This window comes from Streptomyces sp. TLI_55, from assembly GCF_900206255.1.
Lineage (GTDB): Bacteria > Actinomycetota > Actinomycetes > Streptomycetales > Streptomycetaceae > Streptomyces > Streptomyces aquilus.
This window is the reverse complement of the sequence record NZ_OAOJ01000001.1, coordinates 7,359,002-7,379,323: the sequence shown is the minus strand read 5'-3', so window position 1 is coordinate 7,379,323 and position 20,322 is coordinate 7,359,002. Positions and strand designations below refer to the sequence as shown.

The window sequence follows — 20,322 nt, the reverse complement described above, 5'->3', positions numbered from 1 at the left end:
CCAGCGGCCGCTCAATCCTCGGGGGTCGTCTCCTCGCGGATGACTTCCTGGGCGACCTTGAAGGCGCTGTTGGCCGCCGGGACGCCGCAGTACACGGCCGCCTGGAGGAGCACCTCCTTGATCTCGCCCGGGGTGAGACCGTTGCGCAGGGCGGCGCGGACGTGGAAGCCGAGCTCGTCCAGGTGGCCGCCCGCGACCAGCGCGGTCAGCGTGACACAGCTGCGGGAGCGGCGGTCGAGGCCGGGACGGTCCCAGATCTCGCCCCAGGCGTAGCGGGTCACGAACTCCTGGAAGTCGCCGGAGAACTCGTCGGCCTGCGCCAGCGCCCGGTCCACGTGTGCGTCGCCGAGCACCTCGCGGCGCACCTTGAGCCCGGCGTCGTACGGGTCCGGCCGCCCGCCCAGCGCCTGGGGCACCGGTGCGGGCGGGGCGATCTCGGCGATCGGCACGGCCTGCGGCGGCGGTCCCGCGGCGGCCAGGACCGGCTTGACGGGCACCGCGGGGATCGCGATCTGGCCGGTGGTGGAGTCGTAGGCGGGCTGCCAGGCGGTGGAGAAGTGCCGGACCAGGAGGTCGGTGACGGCCGCGGGCTGTTCCACCGGTACGAGGTGGGAGGCGCCCGGTACGACGGCGAGCCGCGCGTCCGGGATGCCGGCGACGAGCGTACGGGCCTCCGCGGGGCCGGTGACCTGGTCGTCGGAGCCGACGAGGACGAGGGTCGGCACCCCGACATGGGCGAGTTCGGCCCGGACGTCGAACGCGGCGAGGGCCTCGCAGGCGGCGATGTAGCAGCCGGGGTCGGTGGTGCGGACCATCTGCACGGCCCAGTCGGTGATCGCGGGCTGCGCGGCGGCGAACCCGCCGGTGAACCAGCGGTCGGGGGACGTACGGGCGATCGGGTCGAGGCCGTTCGTCCGGACGATCACGCCCCGCTGCCGGAACTCGTCCGGCGTCCCGAACCGGGGTGAGGCGGCGATCAGCGCGAGCGAGGCGATCCGCTCCGGGTGCCGCAGCGCCAGCTCCAGGCCGATCGCGCCGCCGAGCGCACAGCCCGTGTAGCCGAAGCGCTGCACGCCGAGGCCGTCGAGGGTGGCGAGCAGCCGGTCGGTGATGTGACGGACCGAGCCTGCCGGGTAGGCGGGCGCGCCGCCGTGGCCGGGCAGGTCGAACCGGAAGACCCGCCACTGCTTGGCCAGCTCGGGGACCTGGCGGTCCCACATGTGCCAGGTGGTGCCGAGCGAGGGCCCCAGGATGAGGACCGGAGCGTCGTCCGGGCCGTCGAGGCGGTACTGGAGGGCGGGGGTCTGCGTCTCACTCACCGCTCCACGCTAACCGCCGTTTCCGAGGGCCCGGCCCCTGGGCCCCCAGTCCCCACACCTGGCTCCCGCACATCGACGGCGAACCCTCACAGGGCCTTCACCGAAGGCGCGCTACTGGACGCCGGGCGCCGGGGCGGGGGCCTGGCCGCGGACCCTGACGCCGTAACGGGTGCGCATGCGCCGCAGTTCCCACAGGCCGACGACGGTCACCGACACCGGGCCGCCCACCAGCGAACAGAGCTGCACGCCGGGCGGACCCTGGGCCGGCATCCCGCTGTCGATGAAGTTGAAGATCGCGAACACCCACACGAACACCATCGTCACCACGGGCGGCAGCATCGGGTGGACGTGGCCGGTGTTGAAGGCGCTGCGGGCGGAGTAGAGCGAGGCCAGGACGAAGAAGGGCAGCCCCCAGGCCAGCGCGACCAGCCCCACGATGCCCAGGCAGAACCCCTGCCAGCCGCTCAGGTCGGCCTTGGCCGCCTGGGCGATCCCGAAGAGGGTTCCGCCGAGGACGACCACGGTCGTCACGTACCAGCCGACCGCCTTCAACGGCACCCGGAGCCGGGAGCGCAGATGGGGCCGCAGGTGCGGGGGCGCGTAGTAGATGAACCCGAGGATGATCAGGGGGCCGCCGACGATCAGCAGGACCGGGGCGACGAGCGCCTGGGCGGCACTGCCGGCCGCCGCGTCCTGCCAGCCGCCCTTGTCCGTGCCGTAGACGAGGAACAGGACGACGGTGGCGGCGGCGCCGAGGACGGTGCGGGCCGTCTGGACGCGGTCCACGGTGCGGTCCTGGATGTGATCCTGGCCCGCCTGCACGAAGAGGCGGGCGGCGACGCGGTGCGCGGAGCGGATGATGCCGCCGGTGAGGTAGGGCAGGGAGAAGAACCACAGCCGGCTGCGGCGGCGCGGCGCCCGGCCGCGCGTGGGCACGGGGGCCGGGGGCACGTAGGGGTACGGGTTCTGCGGCGGGTACGGGTTCTGCGGCGCCGCCGGCCCGTGGGGGCCGCCCTGGGGCGGCAGCCCGTAGGGGTTGTTCACTGGTTGCCCGGGCGGCGGCCCCCAGCCCTGACCGCCGCCTGCGTTGCCGCCAGGATGTCCGGTCTGTCCTCCCGGGCCCGTGCCGGGGCCCCATCCGCCCGTTGCCATGTCTCGTCCCCCGAGGTGTTTCTGTGTCAGTTCGCTGTGTCGCGCGGCGACATCGCGGCAGTGTAATGGCTCATGTGCCGACCGCCGTCACGCGATGTGTGGCGACTCGGTGCATGAAATGGGCGCATGAAGCGGGTGCGGGAAAGACGTCAGCTCTCCGGCGAGGCCCCGAGCCCGGTCAGGGCGCCGACCGGGTCTAGGTCGGGCGTGCCGCGGGGCCACCAGTCGTCGGCGCCGGGGTCGGACTCGTAGGCGTACCACAACCCGTCGCGGCCCAGGCGGAGTTGGACATGGCCGCGGGGGTGGGTGAGGCGGTTGCGCCAGGGGCGGAAGGCCGGGAGGTCGGCGGCGAGGAGGAGCGGGCGGGCCCGGTCGAAGCGGCCGGCCGGCGGGTCCCAGGGTTCCTCCAGTACGGCGAGCCCCTCGAATCCGCCCTGCCGCCAGGCGGCGACCGCGCGCGCCAGATCGGACGGGGTGCGGTCGGCGGCGGAGGCGAGGGAGGCGTACAGCGAGCGGGTGGCGGCGGTGAGGCCGGAACCGGGGCGGGCCGCGGCGAGCCGCACCGCGTCCTGCCACAGCGTCAGCTCGGCGACCGGGTCGCGGCCGGTGGCGAGCAGGGCGTGGGCGCGGGCCGCGGCGTCGGTCGCGAGCTGGTCCAGCGCGAAGGGGTCCGGGCCGCCCGGGGCGGCCGGATAGACCGGGGGCTGCTGGGGGTGCGGCGGCACGGGCAAAGGGGCTGGGAGGGGCGGGAGTTGCCTGGGGGCGAGGGCTTCCGTGGCGCGCACGCCGGGCAGGGGCGCCGGGCCCTTCTCCTGGGCGGCACGGGCCGCGCGCGCGGCGCTCAACCGGGAGAGCGTGTCAAGGAGTTCGCGCTCGCCCCGGCCGCGCAGCAGGAGCAGCACGAAGGGGTCGGCGTCGAGCAGGCGGGCCGTCTGGTAGCAGAGCGCTGCGGCGTGCTTGCAGGGGTGGCCGCGGTCCGGGCAGCTGCAGTGCGGGTCGAGCTCGCCGGGGCCGGGGAGCAGCCGCGCCCTGCCCTCGGCGAGCGAATGCGGCATCTCCTTGTCGAGCAACGCGGCGATGTGCCCGGGCCGTTCGGCGGCGGCGTCCAGGAACCACTGCCATTCCGCGTCGTCCAGCGTCCGCAGCCGCACCTGGACCCGGTAGGGGCGCGGACGGCTCCCCTGCACGTACGCGAGCACCAGCCCGGGGGTCACGGTGATGGCGTCCACGTTCCCCTGCTCGGCGTACCCGCGTCCGCGCGCGAGCCGCTTCACGTCCAGGGCGCCTTCCTCCAGCGCCCTGACCCAGGCGTTGCCCCACCAGGTCTCGGCGAAGCCGTGCTCACCGTCCGCGGCTCGGGGGCCGAACGCCGGGAAGGTACGCCGGAGTTCACCGTCCCGGCCGGGGGCGGCCATGGAGCGAGGGTGGTGGGGGGCTGTGGCTGTGGCTGTCGCTGCGGTGGGCGAGTGCGGGTCTGCGTTGCGGCGGGATGAAGGAGTGGGAGGCGTCGGGGGCGTCGGCCAGGTGGGGGCGGTGTCCGGCTCGATCTCTGGGTCGGTGCGGGGTGCGGGGCTGGTGGGCGGTGTGATCGGTGGGGTGGCGGTGCGGGTGGCGGCGGAGTCGACCGAACTGCCGTGGGCAGACGCGGCGTCGGCCGAAGTGCCGTGGGCAGATGCGGAGTCGGCCGAAGTGCCGTGGGCGGCTGCCGAGTTGGCCGAACTGCCGTGGCCTGCCTGGCTGTCGTCGCCGGGGAGCGAAGAGCCGTCCTCGCGCCCGGTCGGCTCGTCCTCCTCGCGGGGCATGCTGAAGGCGTCACCGATGAGTGCCCGGAGGTCACGGGCCCGCACACCCTCGCCTCGCCCGCCACGCGGGGAGCCGGATGCCATCGGAGTCGACCGCGGTGCCGGGCGCCTGCCCCGGGCGACCTCGACCGCGTCCTCCTGCTGAGCCCGCCGCGCTTCCTTGCGCGCGGCGCGCAGGGCTTCCCGCACACGGTCGGCGGCCCTGTCCGGGGCGGCCCGGTCGGCCGTCCCGACGCCGAAGGCGCTGCCGGGTCCGGCCGGGTCCGGGGCGCCCTCAGCGGGGGCGCCTTCGGGCCTCGACTGGTCCGGAGCTGGTTGCTTGTGGCTCGCCGACTGGTCCGGAGCGGGTTCCCCAGGCATCTCAGACTGACCCGGAGCCAGCTCCCCAGGCGTCCCAGACTGGCCCGGAGCGGATTCCCGGCGGCCCCCAGACCGACCCGGAGCCGGCTCCCCATGGCTCCCCGACTGACCCGGAGCGGGTTCCCCAGGCGCCTCAGACTGACCCGAAGCAGACTCCCCGCGGCCCCCAGACCGACCCGGAGCCGGCTCCCCATGCCTCCCCGACTGACCCAGAGCCAGCTCCCCAAGCGCCTCAGACCGACCCGAAGCAGACTCCCCACGGCCCCCAGACCGACCCGCAGCCGGCTCCCCATGCCTCCCCGACTGACCCGGAGCCAGCTCCCCAAGCGCCTCAGACCGACCCGAAGCAGACTCCCCGCGGCCCCCAGACCGACCCAGAGCAGACTCCCCATGGCTCGCAGACCGACCCGCAGCCGGCTCCCCATGCCTCTCAAGCTCGTCACGAGCGGGCTCCCTGTGGTCCCCAGCGCCCTCGCCCGGGACGCCGGTGGCCTCCGACAGCTCGCGCTCGGGGCGGCCGCCTCCTCCTGGCGCACCCCGCCGCTCCTCCCGCGCCCGCCGCAACGCCGCGCGGGCCGCGTCGCCAGGCCGGGCCTCCCGGCGCTCCCCCGGCGCCGGTCCGCCGCCCTCGCTCCCCGTCGCCCCGGCAGCCGGTCCGGACGTGGTCCCCCTCGCCCCGACAACCGGTCCAGACGTCGTCCCCCTCGCCCCGGCAGCCGATCCGGACGTGGTCCCCATCGCCCCGACACCCGGTCCAGACGTCGTCCCCGTCGCCCCGACACCCGGTCCAGACGTCGTCCCCCTCGCCCCGGCAGCCGGTCCGGACGTGGCCCCCGTAGCCCGGGCAGCCAATTCGGACGTGGTCTCCGTCGTCTCGCCAGTCGGTCCGGGCGTGGTCCCCTCGGTCGTGGAACCGGTACCCCCCGCGCCCTCCGCCCGCTCCAGGGCCCTCCGCTCCCGTGCCTCCCGCAGCGCGCGGCGGGCCTCGTCCGCCGGGCGCGCGGTCATGAGGTCCTCCGCAAGGAGACCAGGTCCGTCAGTTCGCGGTCCGTCAGTTCCGTGAGGGCCGATTCGCCGGAGCCCAGGATCGCGTCGGCGAGGGCCCGCTTCGCTTCGAGCATCTCGGCGATGCGGTCCTCCACCGTGCCCTCGGTGATGAGGCGGTGGACCTGGACCGGCTGGGTCTGGCCGATGCGGTAGGCGCGGTCGGTGGCCTGTTCCTCGACGGCCGGGTTCCACCAGCGGTCGAAGTGCACGACATGGCCCGCGCGGGTGAGGTTGAGGCCGGTGCCCGCGGCCTTCAGGGACAGCACCAGGACCGGGGTCGTGCCCGCCTGGAAGCGGTCCACCATGCGCTCGCGCTCCGGCACCGGGGTGCCGCCGTGCAGCAGGTCCACCGGCACCGCGCGGGCGGTGAGGTGGGCGGTGATCAGGCGGGCCATGCCGACGTACTGCGTGAAGACCAGCGCCGAGCCGTCCTCCGCGAGGACGGTGTCCAACAGCTCGTCGAGCAGGGCGAGTTTGCCGGAGCGGAGCACCAGCCGCTCGGCCGCGCCGGCCTCCTCCTTGAGGTACAGCGCGGGGTGGTCGCAGATCTGCTTCAGCGCACCCAGCAGCTTCAGCACCAGGCCCCTACGGGCGATGCCGTCAGCCGTCTCGATGGCGTACATCGACTCGCGGACCACCGCCTCGTAGAGGGAGGCCTGTTCGCGGGTGAGCGGGACGGGGTGGTCCGTCTCGGTCTTGGGCGGCAGTTCGGGGACGATGCCGGGGTCGGACTTCTTGCGGCGCAGGAGGAAGGGGCGGACCAGACGGGCCAGCCGCTCCACCGCCTCGGTGTCCTCGCCGTTCTCGACTGCTCGCGCGTGGCGGGCGCGGAAGGACTTGAGAGGGCCGAGGAGTCCGGGGGTCGTCCAGTCGAGCAGGGCCCAGAGTTCGGAGAGGTTGTTCTCGACCGGTGTGCCGGTGAGAGCCACGCGCGCGGGGGACGGGATCGTGCGCAGCGCCTTCGCCGTCGCCGAGTACGGGTTCTTGACGTGCTGGGCCTCGTCCGCGACGACCATGCCCCAGTGCTGCTCGGCCAGCCGCGCGGCCGTCGACCGCATGGTGCCGTAGGTGGTCAGGACGAAACCGCCGGCGAGGTCGTCCAGGGTGCGGTCGGGGCCGTGGAAGCGGCGGACGGGGACGCCGGGCGCGAAACGGGCGATCTCCCGCTGCCAGTTGCCGAGGAGCGAGGCCGGGCAGACCACCAGGGTCGGTTCGCGGCGGGCGCGCTTGAGGTGCAGCGCGATCACGGTGATCGTCTTGCCGAGGCCCATGTCGTCGGCGAGGCAGCCGCCGAGGCCCAGGGTGGTCATGAGGTCCAGCCAGGCCAGGCCGCGGAGTTGGTAGTCACGCAGGGTGGCGTGCAGGCCCGGGGGTGGCTCGGCGGGCCGGACTCCCGTCGTCAGACGGTCGCGCAGGGCGGCCAGCGCGCCGACCGGTACCGCCTCGACCGTCTCGCCGTCGACCTCGGCGCTGCCGGTGAGGGCGACGGAGAGGGCGTCGACCGGGTCGAGCAGGCCCAGTTCGCGCTTGCGGGCCTTGCGGACGAGCGCTGGGTCGACCAGCACCCACTGGTCACGCAGCCGCACGACGGGCCGGTGCGCCTCGGCGAGCGCGTCCATCTCGGCCTCGGTGAGCGGGTCGCCGCCGAGCGCCAACTGCCAGCGGAACTGGAGGAGTTCCTCGCTCTCGAAGAAGCCGGTGCCGTCGGTCGCCGAGCCGGGGGCCGGGCGGACGACGGCGGCTGCGCTGAGGTCCTGCGCCAGGTCCCGGGGCCAGTGCACGGCGACCCCGGCGGCCGCGAGCCGGGTCGCGGCGACGCCGAGCAGTTCGCCCAACTCGTGCTCGGACAGGGCCAGTACGTCGGGGACGTCCTGCTCGGCGAGCCGGTCCAGGGGCGGCCAGACCCGGGCCGCGCGCCGCACGGCGAGGGCCGCGTCCACCCGCGCGCGGGGCCCGAAGACCGCGTCCGCCTCGCCCGCCCACAGGGCCGCCGCGTCGGCGACGAGCGTGGGGTCGGCGAGGCTGTGCACCTGGACGATCGCGGCACCGGCGCTGCGGACCTGCTCGTCGGCGTCGAACAGGTCGTAGGCCGACAGGTCGAGGCGGAGCGAGATCCGCACGCCCGCGTCCATGCCCGCGGCGACCTCCGCGGCCCAGTCCTGCGCACCCGGCAGATGCTGCGGGCGGCGGTCGGCGAAGGGCCTCCCGGAGGCGAAGGGGGCGGCGGGGGTGCGCGGGAGGGTGTCGGCGACGGCGTCCAGGAAGGCGCGCAGCAGCGCCTCCGGCTCGGGCAGCCGCAGCGGGCCGGGGCCGGGCAGGGGCACCGCATGGCCTTCGTACGGCAGGGCGGCGGCGAGGGCGCGCAGGTGCGCGACGTCGTCGGGGTCGAGGGGGCCGGCCCGCCAGGCGTCGTGCCCCGTGGCGGTCAGGCCGGGGAGCAGGCGGCCGCGGGCGGCGAGCCGCAGGGCGTGCAGGGCGGCGGCGCCCCAGCAGGCGGTGGCGGGGTGGGCGGCGGGGTCGCGCCGGGCGCGCGCGAGAAGGGGCAGGGCCTCGGCCAGGGGGAGGGTGAGCGCGGGGGCGGTGCGGCGGCGGACACCGGCGCCGTGAGGTCGTACGACCGTCAGGTCCGTGAGAGCCGCGGAGGCGTCCGGCAGCGGGCCGTCGTCGGGGTCCCAGAAGGCCATGCGGCCCTCGCGCGGGAGGGGTGCGGGGAGGAAGACGGCGGCGAGGCGCGCGGAGAGCGGCCGGGTCGCCCGCTCGGCCACCGCCGTGGCCGTGTCACTCATACGTCCTGCCACCTCCTCACCCGTGTGTCGGATCAGACGTCTACGACTCTACGGGCGGGGTCTGACAATCGGCTCCGGCGACGGGCCGTACGCCCTGCTACGGGACCGTGCGCGAGACGACGTACACCATCGGGTTGGCCGGGTCCGCGGTGTTCACCACGATGTCCTGGGTCGGCGCCGGGTTCTTCTGCTTGTGGACCAGGCCCGCCCAGGGGCCGGGGCCGCTGAAGGTCCAGCCGGTGATCTTCTGGTCGCGGGCGCCGATGGTGATGTCGCCCTTCTTGAGATCGTCGCGGCCGACGCCGACGCCGGCGAGGAAGGTGTCCAGGCCCGCGTTGGAGGTGCGGAACTGGACGTAGAGGCGGCTGGTCTTCCAGTTGTTGGTCTCGTAGTAGGCGATCTGGTCCGCGGGGTGCGGGACCGGCACCTGGTACAGCCGGCGCTGGACCTTCGACGGGTATCCGGCGCTGAGGCCGGTCGCCGAGTACTTCTCCTCCTTGTCCTTGCCGCTGTTGCGGCTCTGGTTGGCGGAGATCACCAGATAGCCGGCCGGGACGCCGATGAGCAGCACGATGATGAGCAGCGTGAGCGCCCGGCGGCGGTTGCGGTGGCGGCGGTCCTCGGTCGGGCGGGGCGGCTCGTCCGGTGAGTGGGCCGCCTGGCGGGGCAGCGAGGCCGTCACAGGGACTCCCGGGTGGTGCGGCGGGCCTCCGTGTACTTCGCGTAGCGCTCGTACCGCTCGACGCGGCGTCGGTTGGCACGCCGGAAGCGGCGGGCGACCAGCCGCGCCAGGTCCGCGGCGCCGACCATGCCGGCCTCGGGGCCGAGCTGGGCTCGGACTATGCGCGCCTCGGGGCGGTAGCCGCGGCCGGTGAGCTGGCGCTTGAACGCGTCCCGCGCGGGGCCGATCAGCAGCTCGTCGGCGGCCGAGACACCGCCGCCGATCACGAAGCAGGACGGGTCGAGGGCGGCGGCGAGGTTGGCGATGCCGACGCCGAGCCACTGGCCGATGTCCTGGAGCAGCTCGATGCACATCGCGTCGCCGTCGCGGGCCAGCTCCGTGATCATCGGGCCGGTGATGTCGCCGATCTGGCCCTTGACGTGCTCGATGATCCCGTACGCCACCGGGGAGTCGGCGGCGGCCAGTTCCTTGGCCTCGCGGACCAGCGCGTTGCCGGAGCTGTACTGCTCCCAGCAGCCGCGGTTGCCGCACGGGCAGCGGTGCCCGCCGGGGACGACCTGCATATGGCCGAACTCACCCGCGACGCCGTACTTGCCGCGCTTGACCTGGCCGTCCTCCAGGATCGCGCCGCCGATGCCGGTGCCGAGCGTGATCATGACGAGGTGGTCCTCGCCGGCGCCGGCGCCGAAGCGCCACTCGGCCCAGGCGGCGGAGTTGGCGTCGTTGTCGACCAGGACGGGCACGGCGAGGCGGCCCGCGAGGCGGTCGCGCAACGGCTCGTTGCGCCAGGACAGGTGGGGGGCGAACAGGATGCGGTTGCGGTCGGCGTCGACCCAGCCGGCCGCACCGATGCCGACCGCGTGCACGTCATGCCGGTCGGAGAGGTCCAGGACCAGCTCGACGATGGTGTCCTCGACGACCTTCGGGCTCTTGGACTTGTCCGGCGTCTCGGTCCGGAGCTTCTCCAGGATGTTGCCGTCGGCGTCGACGACTCCCGCCATCACCTTCGTACCGCCGATGTCGATGCCCACGGTGGGCACGCGGGGTGCGGTGAGGTGGGAGCGGCGCTCGCGGGTGCCGACCGTGCGCAGGGCCGGGGCGCGGCGGGAGCCGATCGGGGCGCTGAAGTTGCCGTAGGTGCTCATCGGCCTCGATTCTGCCTCACCGCCGGTATGGGTGCCGTACGGGGAAACACCGAGACGGTTTCGGACGGCCCCAATGTCCTGACATTGCGACCAAGTCGGTCCTGTTCAAGTGACCGCCCGGGCGATTCCCTACGGCCTCACGAGCAGCTGGAACTCGAAGGAGTAGCGGGTCGGCCGGTAGGTGTGCGTGCCGAACTCGACCGCGCGGCCGGTGTCGTCGAAGGTCACCCGCTGCATGGTGAGCAGCGGGGCGCCCTCCTCCTCGGCGAGCCGCTCGGCCTCGGCGGCGGTGGCGGCACGGGCGCCGATGGACTGGCGGGCGCTGTGCAGGGTGATCCCGGCGGAGCGCATCATCCGGTACAGGCCGGTGGACTCCAGCTGGGCGGTGTCCAGGTCGAGCAGGCCCGGCGGGATGAAGTTGCACAGGTACGCCATCGGCTCGCCGTGCGCGAGGCGCAGCCGCTCGACGCGGTGCACGTCACTGTCCTCGGCAACGCCGAGGGCGGCGGCGACCTCGGCGGAGGCCGGGACGACGGTGTTGACGACGACCTTGGTCGCCGGGCGCTGGCCGGCCGTCTCCAGGTCGTCGTAGAGGCTGCTGAGCTCCAGCGGGCGCTTGACCTGGCTGTGCACGACCTGTGTGCCGACGCCGCGACGGCGTACGAGCAGGCCCTTGTCGACGAGCGACTGGATGGCCTGGCGGACGGTCGGCCGGGACAGGCCGAGGCGCGCGGCGAGCTCGATCTCGTTGCCCAGCAGGCTGCCGGGGGTGAGCGTTCCGTGCTCGATCGCGGCCTCCAGCTGCTGGGACAGCTGGAAGTACAACGGCACCGGGCTGCTCCGGTCCACACTGAGGTCGAGTGTCACGGTCGGGTCCACATCTGGTTTCGGCACGGGCCGAGCGTAGCTCCGTGGCCGGTTGACGGGAAGTTGTGTAGTCAGATTGTCCAGACATATGCATTGACAGCGGGAGGTCCGCGGCCACACTTTGTTCACATGCGCATCGGGGTCATCGGGACGGGCCGGATCGGCACTATTCACGCGAACACGCTCAGCCGGCATCGCGACGTCGGGTCCCTCATCCTCACGGACTCGGACGGCACGCGGGCCCAGGAGCTCGCGCACCGGCTGGGCGAGACGGCCGCGCCGGGGGTGGACGAGATCTTCCAGTGGGGCGTCGACGCCGTGGTGATCACCACGGCGACGTCGGCGCACGCCGAACTGATCGGTCGGGCAGCACGCTCGGGGCTCCCGGTCTTCTGCGAGAAGCCGATAGCTCTCGACCTGCCGGGCACCCTGCACGCCATCGAAGAGGTGGAGACGGCCGGGACGGTCCTCCAGATGGGCTTCCAGCGCCGCTTCGACGCGGGGTACGCGGGCGCGCGGGAGGCGGTGCGCTCGGGACGGCTCGGGCGGCTGCACACCGTACGGGCGCTCACCTCCGACCAGGCGCCGCCGCCCGCCGCGTGGCTGCCGGTGTCGGGCGGGCTGTACCGGGACACGCTGATCCACGACTTCGACGTGCTGCGCTGGGTGACCGGGCACGAGGTGGTGGACGTGTACGCGGCCGGGTCCGACGCCGGGCCCGCGATGTTCCGCGAGGCGGGCGACGTCGACACGGCCGCGGCCGTCCTCACCCTCGACGACGGCACGCTGGCCACGGCGACGGCGACCCGGCTGAACGGGGCGGGCTACGACGTCCGCATGGAACTCGCCGGGGAGCTGGACCAGATCGTGGTCGGCCTGGACGACCGCACCCCGATCGCGTCCACCGAGCCGACGGGTCCGCCGGCCGCGGACAAGCCGTGGGCGGGGTTCCTGGAGCGGTTCGGACCGGCCTACGAGGCCGAACTGAACGCGTTCGTCGAGGTCGTACGAGGTGAGCGCGCCAACCCCTGCGACGGGCGCGAGGCGTTGCAGGCGCTGCGGATCGCCGAGGCGTGCGAGGTGTCACGGCGGGAGCGGCGGCCGGTGCGGTTGGCGGAGCTGCCGGGCTGACGCCGCAGCCCCATGGGATTCACCACCGCACCGGAAGACTCCGCATCCCCCGCATCAGCATCCCCGGCAGCCACTCCCCCGGCGGGCCGTCGAGGGCCAGTTCCGGTGCCCGCTCCAGCAGCGTGCGGATCGCCGTACGGCCCTCCAGTCGGGCCAGGGGTGCGCCCAGGCAGTAGTGGATGCCGTGGCCGAAGGCGAGGTGGCCGCGGGTGTCGCGGTGGAGGTCGAAGCGGTCGGGGGCGGGGTAGCGCGCCCCGTCGCGGTCGGCGGCGGTGAGGCCGACCATCACCGCGTCGCCCCGCGCTATGTGCCGACCGCCGATCTCCAGGGGCTCGGCGGCATAGCGGAACGTGCCGTTCTCCACCGGGCCCTCCCAGCGCAGCGTCTCCTCGATCGCGCCGTCGATCAGGCTCATGTCGGCGCGCAGGGCGGCGAGTTGGCCGGGGTGGGTGAGCAGGGCGTACACCCCGCTGGTGATGAGGTTGACGGTGGTCTCATGGCCCGCGATCAGCAGGACGAAGGCCATGCCGCGCAGTTCCTCCGGGGAGAGGCGGTCGCCGTCCTCGGCGGTGGTGCGGATGAGGTCGCCGAGGAGGTCGCCGCTCGGCCCGGCGCACCTCTTGTCCTCGATGAGGCCGGTGAGGTACTCGGCGAGCCGGACGAACGCGTCGTACTCGCTCTCGGCGCTGGTGGGGGCGACGGCCTCGCCGGAGATCTTGCGGAACTCCGTGCGGTCCAGCTCGGGGACGCCGAGGAGTTCGCAGATGACGGTCAGCGGCAGCGGGTAGGCGAGGGACTCCACGAGGTCGGCGCGGCCCTGCGGGAGCATCTCGTCGAGCAGGTCGTCGGTGATCCGCTGGATCCTGGGCCGGAGCTCCTCCACGCGGCGCATGGTGAAGGCGCGGGAGACCAGGGAGCGCAGCCGGGTGTGCTGGGGCGGGTCGGCGACCAGGAGGTACTTGCCGATCAGCTCCTCGTCGAGGAACGTCACGCCGATCTTGCGGCCGTCCTTGGACAGGCGCGGGTCGGTGAGGGCCGCGCGGGCCTCCTCGTACCCCACGATCAGCCACGTCTCGTGGTGGGCGTCGGGCGACGGCAGCCGGACCCGGTGCACCGGTCCACGGGCGCGCAGGCGCGCGTACACCGGATGCGGATCCGTGCGGAACGCCGGGCCGTACTCCCCCAGGTCGATCACTTCGCTCATCCTGGTCCCCTCCCCGTTGCCCCCACAACGCGCGGGGCCGCCCGCTAGTGCCCGTCCTCCTCCAGTTCCTCCAGAAGACCCGCGTCGTACGCGAGGAGGGCGATCTGCACCCGGTTGTTGAGGTCGAGCTTGGCGAGGACGCGGGAGACATGGGTCTTGACGGTGGCGACGCTCATGTAGAGCTCCGCGGCGATCTCGGCGTTGGACAGGCCGCGGCCGACGGCCACCGCCACCTCGCGCTCACGGTCGTTGAGGGCGGCGATGCGCTCCCGCGCGCGCGTGCGGCGCGTGTCGGCGGCGCCCGCCGCGTGCCGCATCAACTGCCGGGTGACGGTGGGCGACAGGACGGGGTCGCCGGCCGCGACCCGGCGCACCGCGTCGACGATCTCGGCGGGCGGTGTGTCCTTCAGGACGAACCCGGCGGCACCCGCGCGCAGCGCGCGCAGCACCTGGTCGTCGGCGTGGAAGGTGGTGAGGAGCACGACCTGCGGGGCGTCGGGGCGGGCGCGCAGCCGCTCGGTGGCGGTCAGGCCGTCCATGGACGGCATCCGGATGTCCATGAGGACGACGTCCGGGCGGCTGCGCTCGACGAGCGCCTCGACATCGCTTCCGTCCGCGGCCTCCCCGACGATCTCGATGCCGTCGGCACCACCGATCATCAGGGACAGGCCGGCCCGCACCAGCGGATCGTCGTCGACGAGGAGCAGTCTGATCGCGGTCATGGGGCTTACGTAATCACGGTTTCGAGGGGCGCACTTGCCATGCCGTCAGCCGCGCAGCCGCACTCCGTGCCGGGTCTGCAAGCGGTGGACCTCCCACCAGGCCACCGCGCACACCGAGGCCGGGCCACCGACGAACGCCAGGACCGAGACGAGGGGCGGTCCGGGCGGCGGTCCGCCCGCGGCCAGGCTGATGATCGCGAACTCCCACACCAGGACGCCGGTGAGCAGGGCGGGCAGCGCCGCGTGCACCTCGGCGGAGTTGAAACCGCTGCGCACGGCGGGGCCGGTGGCGAACACCAGGAAGAAACCCAGCCAGTACAGGGGCACCATGAGCACGATGACGAGCCAGGACACGGCGGCGGTGGACTGCCCCTCGTGGTCGAGCAGCGCGAACATGCCCACGATCAGGAAAATCGCCGTCACCGCGCCGACGTACCACAGGGCGGCCTTGCCCGCGGCACGCATCCGCTGCCCCATGTGCGGCCTGGCGTGCGGCGGCGCCCAGCGGTACAGCACGGCGATCACCACGGGGGCGCTGAGCAGCAGCAGCGGCGGGGTGACCACGAGCCGTATCAGGTACTGCGCCTGCACCTCGCCGAAGTCCTCCGGCTTGCCGTAGGCGACGAGCAGGGCGAGGGTCATGGCGGCCGCGCTCAGGGTCCGCGCCTTCTGGAGGCGTGTCACCTGCGGGTCGTGGTAGAGGCGGTGGGCGCGCGGCGGGAAGAGGCGGTGCGCCCGGACGCGGGCCGAGCGGGCGAACACGTACCCCACCATCAGGAAAGGCACCACGAACCAGGTGCACGGCACCAGCAGGAACAGCCATACGCAGCCGTGGATCCGCTGCCGTCCGCTGCGCAACAGGTCGCGCAGAGGCGGCCATTCGGCGCCGCGCAGACCGCCCAGCAGGCCACCCGGGCGCGGCTGCGGCTGCGGGACGTACGGCGGGTAGGGGTTGGGGTACGGATACGGCTGGGGCGGGACGTAGGGCCCGGTGTTCGGCGGAGGCGGTGGCGGTGGCGGGCCGTACGGGCCGGGGTTCGGTGGTGGTGGCTGATACGGCGGCTGGTACGGATTGTTGGGTCCCCCGAAGCTCACGCTGCTGTTCCTTCCGGTGTTCACGGTGCGATGCATTCCAGTCAACTCGCTTCACGCCCCCGGGTCAGGGGGTTGCGCGGATCCGACCCGCACACGCCCCGTGAACGCCCCGTATGCGCCCTGTCGTTGCTGGCAAGATCGCCGTATGCGCACCGTGTACGCCTTGTTCGTGGGCATCGATGACTATCCGGGCCGCCACCGGCTGCGAGGCTGTGTCAACGACGCCCGGGAAGCGGAGAGTTGGCTGCGGCGGCAGACCGGGACGCTGACGCCCGTGGTCAAGGCCCTGCACGACGGGGAGGCCTCCAGGGCGGCCGTGCTGGCGGCCGTGGAGCGGCATCTCGGGCAGTGCGGGCCGGACGACACCGCGCTGTTCTGGTTCAGCGGACACGGCAGCGAGTACCGCACCGACGATCCGCGTGAGGCGACCGGCTGGGCGCAGGCGCTGGTGTGCCAGGACAGTCTGGGGCCGGGCGGCCAGCCGATGCTCCAGGACAGCGAACTCGGCGCGCTGCTCGACGGCATCGCGGCGCGCGGCACCCATGTCCTCGCGGTCCTCGACTGCTGCCACGCGGGCGGCGCGACCCGCGACCTCGGCTTCGGGCCGCCCGGCGGGACGGGGCGAGGAGTCGACTGGCAGCCCTGGTGGCGGATCCCGGCCTGGGTCCGCGAGGTCGGCGGCGCGGGTGCCGAGGCGGCCCGGCATGTGCTGCTCGCGGCCTGCCGTCCGGACGAGCGGGCGCACGAGAACGCCATCGGCGGACGGTACCGCGGCTACTTCAGTCACGCGCTGCTGGGCGCGCTCGACCGGCTGGGGCCCGCCGCCGCGTACGGCGCGCTGCACGCGCTGGCGGAGGAAGGGGTGCGCGCGAGGACACCGTTCCAGCATCCCCAGCTGCGCGGCCCGGAGAACGGCGGCTTCCTGTCCGGGGCCCCTGTCTCGGCCGAGCCGTTCCTGCTGCGGCACACGACGTCCGGCTGGGAGGTCAACTGCGGCCGGGCACACGGGCTGCGGGCGGCCGGCGCGGAGTTCACGCTGATGGGCGGGCACGCGTCCCGCAAGGTCGTCGTACGCCATGTGCTGCCCGAGTCCTGTCTGGTGGATCCGGACGGCTGGCAACCCGGGCCGCACGACCGGCACTTGGCGCATCCGGTGACGCCGACCGCGCTCGCGTTCACGCCCGCCGCCGTGACGCTCGCCGGGGACGCCGGGGCCGTACGGCTGCTGTCGGAGGCCATGGCGCCGGTGCCGGTGCTCGCCGTCGGCGGGGAGGGGCTGCCGTTGCGGGTGGACGTGGCGGGCGGATGGGCTCGGGTGTCGGGCGGGGCCGGGTATCCGGTGCCCGATCTGCCGTTGCGGACGCGGGCGGACGCGGAGCGGGTCGTCGACTGCCTGGCGCACCTGGCCCGTTGGCATCACATCCTGGAGCTGCGCAATCCCGACGCCCTGCTGTCGTCGCTGGTCCGCGTGACCGTCGAGGGCACTTCGGTGGGGCGGGTGGAGCACTGCGCGGACGGCGAGATCGTCTGCGGGTACACCCTGGACGGCCGGGAACCGCAGGTGATGGTCCGCGTCCACAACGTCTCCGACCGCCAACTGTGGTGCGTACTCCTGGATCTGACGGACCGCTACGCGTGCTCTCCGCACCTGTACGAGGGTGAGTTCGTCGCGCCCGGCAAGGCCGGTTCAGCGCGGCGCGGGGAGCCGGTGTGGCTGCGGCTGCCGCCGGGGCGGGCGTTGCTGCGGGGAGCCTTCGCGCGGGACTGGCTGAAGGTGATCGTGACCGAGAACGAGCTGAACCTCGCGCCGTTCCGGCTGCCCGCCTGGCCTCCCGCCGACCTCGCCGCGGGGCCCCGCGAGAGCGAAGCGGGCGGTGAGGGCGGCCTGTTGCGGCTCACTTCGCCGGTGCACAGGCGGGACGCGGGCGGGCCTGCGGACAGTGTGGGCCGCTGGGGCACGGCCCAGGTCGTGGTGCGCACCCAGGTCACCTGAACCCGGTTCACCAGCCCAGGTGAGTGAAGCCGGCCCAGGCGGTCAGGTCGGCTCCGCTGATCCGGCGGACGCGGCCCTGGAGTTGGGCCGGCATGCCGGGCGGGGCCGTGCGGTGGTCGTCCAGCATCCACAACTGCGCGCTGCGCAGGGCGGGTCCGGGCGCGAGGCCGTCGCGGCTGATGAAGTGGTGGGTCATGTACATCAGCAGGGACGTCGCCTCGTCGGGCACCGGCCACAGCGAGCCGATCACCGAGCGGGCCCCGGCCACGAGGAACGCGGTGGACAGGCTGTACGCCTCGTCGTAGCCGCGCCCCGACACATTGGTGCGGCACGCGGCGAGGACGACCAGCTCCAGCTCCCGGAAGCGGCTGCTGCCCTCGGTGAGCTCCTCGGCCGCCAACTCACCGCCGGACAGGGCGAGATAGGCGCTGTGCCGCTCGCCCTGGCGCACCACGCCGTGGCAGGCGAGGTGCAGCAGTCCGCCGCGCTGCCGGCGCAGCCAGTCGGTGACGGCGGCAGGCGTGGCCTCGCCGGGGCCCAGGTGTTTGCCCTCCGGGTGGAAGGCGCGGCGGATGGCCTCCGCCTCCTCGCCCGCGTGGTGGAGGTCGCGGGTGGGGTTGCCGACGACGAGGGCCTGCCTGACCCGGGCGGCGGGCCGGGCGGCCACCTCGCACAGCAGCCGGGCCGAGGGCAGATAGGAGACGTCCACCTCCTGGCAGGCGTGCCGGCCGCGCCGGCCGGGCATCCGGGCCGCGTGCCACGGCACGGCGCCGAGCTCCGCCATGGGCACCAGCACGACGGAAGGCACCCGGCCGTAGCCGCGCGGAAGGTGCTCGAGGAGCGGCCCCATCACCGCCGTACCGGCCCAGTCGCAGAGCCGTTCCAGGGCGGCCCGGCTCACCTCCGGGCGGGGCGGCGGAGCGGGGGTGGGGTCGGTGGGCGGGCCGCCGGCGTCACGGCCGGGGGTGCCGGTGGCGCGGTAGGTGGCCAACTCCGGTGCCTCGACGAGGAGTCGGGGCAGCGGCACGGCCCGGGTGCTGCCGTCGGCGGAGACGATGAGCGCCTGCCCTTCGTCGGCGTACCGGCCGAAGACCATCCGGTCCGTCAGGCTCACGGCCTCCGCGCTGCCGGGGACGAGGTAGACGAGGGCGGCCGCCCCTATGGCGCGCAGGGCCGCGCCGATCTCCTCGGGGGACGGCGCGTCCAGCAGTCGCTGCCGCAGCGGGGACGCGGAGAGCACCTGGAGGACCCGGCGGCGTAACCGGCTGGACGGGCCGGAGACGGGCAGCTGCCCTCCGAGGGTCAGCCCGGCCTCCGGCTGAGGCGCGACCGCGCCGCCGGCGCGGCGCCATTCGTCGGCGAGTTCCGGCTGTCCCGCGGCGGCCAGCAGGTCGGGCACGGTGGTCGCCACCGTCGCGGCGTGCAGGGCGAGTCCGCGTCCGGCGTCGAGGGCGCGGACGGCGTCGGCGTGGGCGCCGTCGGCGATGCACCAGCGGGCCACGTCGAGCGCGTTCTCGCCGGCCCGCCGGGCGGTCTCGGCGGCGTGGGCGGTACCGGACTGGAGGATGCCCTGCCAGGCCGCGGCCCGCAGCGCGTCGAGGCCGACGCGCCGGGACTCGTCGTGGTTGCGGCGCTTGGCGTGGCGGTCGCGTGGATGCAGGTAGTCGCCGCGCACCCGGTACGCCATGCCGAGCGCCATCCCGGTGTTCCCCCAGATCGGATGATCCGGTCCGCCGGTCAGCTTGAGGGTGTGCCGCAGCCAGGAGATGCCCTGGTCCAGGTAGTGGGGGCAGTCGGCGCGGGGTGCGATGGCGTTCATGGCGAGCATGCAGTGGGTCATGCCGAGGATGCCGGCGTTGCGGAGCCATCGTTCGTCGTCGGGCTCCAGCAGGTCCATGGCGCCCTCGACCAGGGCGAGCGCCTCGAGCGTGCCCCGGTGGTCGCCGGCGAGTATGGCGCGCGTCGCCCGGGTGAGACCCACGTCGCCGAGCCGGTCGATCCGCACGTTCTCCGGGACTGTGGCGAGTTGCCGTCGCACCTCGTCCAGGGGAGTCGCGGGCGGGAAGTCCGCCGCGGTGAGGTCTTCGCCCGTTCGGCGGGCGCGGAGGACCACCAGGTTGCCGCGAGCGGCGTCCAGGATGGCCTCCAGGTTGGGCCGGTCCATCTGGTCGGGCGACATGCGCGCCAGGCCGGACTCCATCTCCGCGATGCGCAGGGCGAGTTCGGCCTCGTCCTCGCGCCGGGTGGCCTGGTGGGAGCGGTATCCCGCCAACTGCACGGCCACGGCCAGGCGCTGCTGCTCGCCGAAGGCGGGGGAGTCGGCGAGCCGGGCCAGGTCCTCGACGGCGGAGTCGAAGTCGTCCTCGCCGCCGCCGAGTTGGGCCAGGAGGATACGGGCTGCGGCATGGGAAATCTCGACCGCGTCCCGCTGGGGGCTGCCGGGCGGCAGCATGTCGCGAGCCTTCTCCAGGCGGGCCAGCGACGCCTCCAACTCCGCGGGGTTGCCCAGGTGATGCATCGCCGGCACGCCGCTCGCGCCCAGGACGCCGGCCTGCCAGGCCTGTTCCTGCGGCCCGTACATCCGCGCCTCGTCGAGGAGTTCCCGCTGCCGTCCCTCGTCGAAAACCGGCCGGTCGAACATCAGGTGGGGAAGGATGCTGATGATCTGCCCCGCGCGCAGTCCGGACATCGTGGTGCCCCGGGGCAGCGCCTTCCAGTCGTCGTAGAGCATGTCGTACGCCTCGCGTCCTGAGGCACAGCCGAGATGGTCGAGCACCAGGGAGGTGAGCCGGGCCATGTCCAGGGCGTCGTTCGCCCCCTGCCGCACGCCCTGCTGGATCTCGTAGAGCAGCGCGTGCAAGTCGTAGGCGTGCTGCGGCACTTCGGTTCTTCCGTTCCGGCCGCCGTGGCGCGGCCTGAGTCCTGTACGACACGAGGACGCCACCGAGCCCGGCGCTCCCCCCTCCTCGGCCCCGAGGCCGACGGACGACACCCCTGTGATCACCGGCCCGCCGCAT

At 74.0% G+C, this 20,322-nt stretch carries 13 protein-coding genes; 2 read left to right on the top strand and 11 right to left on the bottom strand.

Features of this window, described 5'->3' with window-relative positions; genetic code table 11:
• Positions 1–11: 11 nt before the first annotated feature.
• The 7 genes from pcaDC to CRP56_RS33765 all read right to left on the bottom strand — a co-directional run bounded on the left by pcaDC (position 12) and on the right by CRP56_RS33765 (position 11,160).
• Positions 12–1,319, bottom strand: coding sequence for a bifunctional 3-oxoadipate enol-lactonase/4-carboxymuconolactone decarboxylase PcaDC (pcaDC, locus tag CRP56_RS33795; protein ID WP_097270511.1), 1,308 nt, complete (start codon positions 1,317–1,319; stop codon positions 12–14).
• Positions 1,320–1,430: 111 nt separating this feature from the next.
• A complete protein-coding gene (locus CRP56_RS33790) occupies positions 1,431–2,363 on the bottom strand; it encodes a hypothetical protein (RefSeq protein WP_257041389.1) in 933 nt (310 codons plus the stop codon).
• A 257-nt stretch (positions 2,364–2,620) separates the two neighbouring features.
• Positions 2,621–4,633 carry an SWIM zinc finger family protein gene (locus tag CRP56_RS33785; protein ID WP_097270506.1) on the bottom strand — a complete coding sequence of 671 codons (2,013 nt, stop codon included), beginning with the start codon at positions 4,631–4,633 and terminating at the stop codon, positions 2,621–2,623.
• Positions 4,634–5,637: 1,004 nt separating this feature from the next.
• A complete protein-coding gene (locus tag CRP56_RS33780; RefSeq protein ID WP_097270504.1) occupies positions 5,638–8,466 on the bottom strand; it encodes a DEAD/DEAH box helicase in 2,829 nt (942 codons plus the stop codon).
• 97 nt (positions 8,467–8,563) lie between these two features.
• On the bottom strand, positions 8,564–9,148 hold the full coding sequence (locus CRP56_RS33775) for a sugar kinase (protein ID WP_097270502.1): 585 nt from the start codon (positions 9,146–9,148) through the stop codon (positions 8,564–8,566).
• Positions 9,145–10,293, bottom strand: a complete 1,149-nt coding sequence (locus tag CRP56_RS33770) for an ROK family glucokinase (RefSeq protein WP_097270500.1) — start codon at positions 10,291–10,293, stop codon at positions 9,145–9,147. Before CRP56_RS33770 ends, CRP56_RS33775 begins: the two co-directional genes overlap by 4 nt.
• Before the next feature lie 129 nt (positions 10,294–10,422).
• The gene (locus tag CRP56_RS33765) at positions 10,423–11,160 is read right to left on the bottom strand and encodes a GntR family transcriptional regulator (RefSeq protein WP_179851347.1); all 738 of its coding nucleotides are present in this window, start codon (positions 11,158–11,160) and stop codon (positions 10,423–10,425) included.
• A 129-nt stretch (positions 11,161–11,289) separates the two neighbouring features.
• On the opposite strand from CRP56_RS33765, the gene CRP56_RS33760 reads away from it, so the two are divergent.
• Positions 11,290–12,291, top strand: a complete 1,002-nt coding sequence (locus tag CRP56_RS33760; RefSeq protein ID WP_097270496.1) for a Gfo/Idh/MocA family protein — start codon at positions 11,290–11,292, stop codon at positions 12,289–12,291.
• A 19-nt stretch (positions 12,292–12,310) separates the two neighbouring features.
• On the opposite strand, the gene CRP56_RS33755 is transcribed toward CRP56_RS33760, so the two are convergent.
• The 3 genes from CRP56_RS33755 to CRP56_RS33745 are packed head-to-tail and all read right to left on the bottom strand — an operon-like array spanning position 12,311 to position 15,312.
• Positions 12,311–13,495: a cytochrome P450 family protein gene (locus CRP56_RS33755; RefSeq protein ID WP_097270494.1), complete on the bottom strand. Its 1,185-nt coding sequence runs from the start codon at positions 13,493–13,495 to the stop codon at positions 12,311–12,313.
• 44 nt (positions 13,496–13,539) lie between these two features.
• Positions 13,540–14,217 carry a response regulator gene (locus CRP56_RS33750; RefSeq protein WP_097270492.1) on the bottom strand — a complete coding sequence of 226 codons (678 nt, stop codon included), beginning with the start codon at positions 14,215–14,217 and terminating at the stop codon, positions 13,540–13,542.
• Positions 14,218–14,262: 45 nt separating this feature from the next.
• The gene (locus CRP56_RS33745; protein ID WP_257041384.1) at positions 14,263–15,312 is read right to left on the bottom strand and encodes a hypothetical protein; all 1,050 of its coding nucleotides are present in this window, start codon (positions 15,310–15,312) and stop codon (positions 14,263–14,265) included.
• Between the two features lie 145 nt (positions 15,313–15,457).
• On the opposite strand from CRP56_RS33745, the gene CRP56_RS33740 reads away from it, so the two are divergent.
• The gene (locus CRP56_RS33740; protein ID WP_097270490.1) at positions 15,458–17,305 is read left to right on the top strand and encodes a caspase family protein; all 1,848 of its coding nucleotides are present in this window, start codon (positions 15,458–15,460) and stop codon (positions 17,303–17,305) included.
• 7 nt (positions 17,306–17,312) lie between these two features.
• Here CRP56_RS33740 and CRP56_RS33735 read toward each other — a convergent pair whose 3' ends face one another.
• Positions 17,313–20,186 (bottom strand): CHAT domain-containing protein, encoded by a 2,874-nt coding sequence (locus tag CRP56_RS33735; protein ID WP_257041382.1) that lies wholly within the window; start codon positions 20,184–20,186, stop codon positions 17,313–17,315.
• Positions 20,187–20,322: the final 136 nt, after the last annotated feature.